At 71.0% G+C, this 2960-nt stretch carries 4 protein-coding genes and 1 pseudogene; 3 read left to right on the plus strand and 2 right to left on the minus strand.

Annotated elements, in window-relative coordinates; all coding sequences use genetic code 11:
- Nucleotides 1-277 (plus strand): annotated as a pseudogene (locus G6021_RS11145) (IMPACT family protein); the annotation flags it as partial.
- Nucleotides 278-281: 4 nt separating this feature from the next.
- Nucleotides 282-518 carry a hypothetical protein gene (locus G6021_RS11150; protein ID WP_179525086.1) on the plus strand — a complete coding sequence of 79 codons (237 nt, stop codon included), beginning with the start codon at nt 282-284 and terminating at the stop codon, nt 516-518.
- 30 nt (nt 519-548) lie between these two features.
- Here the strand turns inward: G6021_RS11150 and G6021_RS11155 are convergent, their stop codons facing one another.
- Together G6021_RS11155 and G6021_RS11160 are read right to left on the minus strand one after the other, a co-directional pair.
- Nucleotides 549-1223 (minus strand): nitroreductase, encoded by a 675-nt coding sequence (locus G6021_RS11155; RefSeq protein WP_179525087.1) that lies wholly within the window; start codon nt 1221-1223, stop codon nt 549-551.
- 124 nt (nt 1224-1347) lie between these two features.
- Nucleotides 1348-1803, minus strand: coding sequence for a VOC family protein (locus tag G6021_RS11160; RefSeq protein ID WP_182641301.1), 456 nt, complete (start codon nt 1801-1803; stop codon nt 1348-1350).
- A gap of 105 nt (nt 1804-1908) precedes the next feature.
- On the opposite strand from G6021_RS11160, the gene G6021_RS11165 reads away from it, so the two are divergent.
- A complete protein-coding gene (locus tag G6021_RS11165) occupies nt 1909-2889 on the plus strand; it encodes a transcriptional regulator (protein ID WP_182641302.1) in 981 nt (326 codons plus the stop codon).
- Nucleotides 2890-2960 lie beyond the last annotated feature (71 nt).

The following is a 2960-nucleotide window of genomic DNA, read 5'->3' on the forward strand; positions in this document are numbered from 1 at the left end:
GTGGCGGACGGGTCGGGTCGTGGAGGTCACGCGGACGCCGGCGTGGCGTGCCGAGGTCGACCACTCGGTGGCGGGAGGCCTCGAGGGAGCAGTCCGCGGGGCGGGTGCGCGGGTGCTCGGCGTGGACCACGGCCGGCGGGTGGTGTTGACCGTCGCCGGGGAGCTCGAGGTGCTGGGGCCGATCCTGGCGACCCGGACCTCCGGTGGGGTCGAGTGGCAACCCGCAGGGGTGGCGACCACCGAGAACGCGGTGCGGTGCCGAGATATGGAATCCTGACGGTATGAGCATGCAGCCCTACCAACCGAACTCGATCGAGGTCCAGAAGCAGCAGGTGCGCAAGGATGCGCGCACCACGGCGATCGCGCTGGGCGTGACCGTGGTGGCGCTGCCGATCGCATTGTTCGCCAGCTCGTTCTTCACCGTGGTGGCGATCCTCGCCGGGATCGTGGCGATCTACAAAGGCAACCAGGTGCGCCAGGCCATCTCGGGCAAGCCCAAGAATCGCGAACTGTACTGACGGATCCGGATCGACCGTGGGCGTCCCCGGTCAGCCGTGGCGGCGGACCACGTCGGTGAGATCCGCCCGATCGGCCCGGAAGGTGTTGGCGGGGTGCTCGGGGTCGGCGTAGCCGAAGGCGATCCCGCACACGATCAGCCGGTCCTCACCGATCCCGAGGTGCTCGCGGACCCCGTCCGAGTAGAGCGCGAGCGCGGCCTGGGCGCAGGTGGCCACGCCCAGCGAGGACGCCGCCGCGAGGAACGTCGCCACATAGCCACCGCAGTCCACCGCGCCGTAGGTGCCCAGGCCCGCGTCCGAGGTGATCACCGCGACGTGCGGGGCGCCGAAGAACCGGTAGTTCTCCAGCATCTGCGTGAGCCGTGCCTCCTTGTCCGAGCGCTCGATGCCCAGCGCGGTGTAGAGGCCGTACCCGCTGGCCCGCCGCCGTTCGCCGTACACGCCCTCGTAGCGCTCGGGTGCCGGCAGGTCCGAGCGCATCCCGTTGGCCAACACGTACTCCGTGAGGTGCTTGCCGAACTCGGCGGTCGCCTGCCCGGTCACCAGGTCGACCTGCCAGGCCTGAGAGTTGCACCAGGACGCCGTGCGCTGGGCCATCTGCAGGATCCGGTCGATCGTCTCCTCGGGAACGGGGTCGGACGTGAATCCTCGGCAGCTGTAGCGGTCGTCGAGGATCCGCTCGAGCGTGGCGGCGGCGTCGGTCATGGGCCCTCCAGGAGGTCGTGCGGGACTGTGATGTCAGTCTCGCACGGGGGGCACGCGGCCCCCGGCCGGGGCCCGTCCCGAGCCCCGGCCGGATCCTTCGTGCAACCGGGTGACCGCGGTGGGATCAGTCCGCCGGGTTCCCGGCCACGTCCACGCTCCAGGTGACGCTGAACCGGTCCGTCAGCATCCCGAAGCCGGCGCTCCACGCGGACGCCGCGAGGGGCTCGATGACCGTCGCACCCTCGGCGAGTGCGCTCCAGTACCCCTCCGCCTCACCGAGGGAGCTGACGCTGACGGAGACGAAGAACGGCTGATCGGTCACCGTCATGCCGTTCTGGCGGGTCGTGAGACCACCGAAGGGCTCGTCGCGTCCGGGGATGACGTACGCCATGACGCTGAAGCCGCAGTCCGCGGTGACGCGGCCGAAGACCACCTTCCCGGCGTCCGGGGCGTCCTGGGGCATCCCGACCTCGCCATAGGTCGTGATGTGCACCTCGCCGCCGAAGGCGCGCTGGTAGTGCGCGAGCGCCTCCCGTGCGGTGCCGGGCAGGTTGAGATGTGTGGTGGTGGTGACTGACATGGTGACTCCCTCGGGTGGGACCGGATCCGCGGCGATCTGCCGCTCGGCTCCATCGTGTCGGGGCTCGAGGACACGGGGTGTCCTCTTTTCCGGGAGAATGGGACCATGAGCGGAGCTCCCGAGCGGACACTGGCGTTGCTCTCCCTCCTGCAGTCCCCGAGGAGTTGGCGGGGTGAGGAGTTGGCGCAGCGCCTGGAGGTGACGACCCGCACCGTGCGTCGTGACGTGGACCGCCTCCGCGAGTTGGGGTACCGGATCCAGGCGGTGAAGGGGCCCGACGGCGGGTACCGGATGGAGTCGGGGACGGAGTTGCCGCCCCTGAGGTTCGACGACGACCAGGCGGTCGCGATCGCCATCGCCCTGCGACACTCGGCCGCCGCGGGTGTCGAGATGGGTGATGCCGCGCACCGCGCGCTGGCGACGGTACGACAGGTGATGCCCTCACGACTGCGGCACCGGATCGACGGGATCCGGTTCGACAACTCAGCCCACCCCACCGGAGTCGACTCCACCGGCGTCACCCCCGCCGTCGTGGAGGCCGTCAGCGAGGCGGTGCGGAGGAGGATGACCCTGCGCTTCGGCTACCGCGACCCCGATTCACCGTCCCGGCGGACACAACCGCACGGGGTGGTGGCGCGGAACGGACGCTGGTACCTGGTTGCGTGGGACCTGGACAGGGACGACTGGCGGACGTTCCGGCTGGATCGTATGACCCCACGACTACCCACCGGGCCCGCCTTCGAGGCCAGGGGGATCCCGACCGGCACCGCGACGGGATTCCTCGCGAGCCGGTCGAAGGGGTCCGCCCACGACGACGCGTGGCCGTGCGTCGGGGAGGTCGTGATCGACCTCCCCGTGATTGACGTGGCCCGCTGGGTGCACGACGGCGAGGTCGAGGCGCTGTCGGCGCACTCCACCCGGGTGACGCTCGGGTCGTGGTCCTGGGCCGGCGTGATCGCCGCGGTCGTGCGTTTCGACGCCGGGTTCCGCGTCCTCGGCCCCGACGGACTGCTCCGGGCGGCGCGGGAGCTCGAGACCCGGCTGGCCGCCGCGCGGACACCCCGTGACGGTGTCCCGACCGGTTAGCGACGACCGGTCTCGCTATCCTCGCCCTATGGCAGTGCGGGTGGACGCGTGGACGTGGTCGGTGCGGCTGA

The sequence above is a fragment of the Dietzia sp. CW19 genome, assembly GCF_014145265.1.
Classification (GTDB): Bacteria; Actinomycetota; Actinomycetes; order Mycobacteriales; family Mycobacteriaceae; genus Dietzia; species Dietzia natronolimnaea.

What these genes read in the sequence shown, in the direction of transcription:
- G6021_RS11165 (WP_182641302.1), top strand. Translation starts at nt 1,909, where the DNA reads ATGAGCGGAGCTCCCGAGCGGACACTGGCGTTGCTCTCCCTCCTGCAG.
- G6021_RS11150 (WP_179525086.1), top strand. Translation starts at nt 282, where the DNA reads ATGAGCATGCAGCCCTACCAACCGAACTCGATCGAGGTCCAGAAGCAG.
- G6021_RS11160 (WP_182641301.1), bottom strand. Translation starts at nt 1,803, where the DNA reads ATGTCAGTCACCACCACCACACATCTCAACCTGCCCGGCACCGCACGG.
- G6021_RS11155 (WP_179525087.1), bottom strand. Translation starts at nt 1,223, where the DNA reads ATGACCGACGCCGCCGCCACGCTCGAGCGGATCCTCGACGACCGCTAC.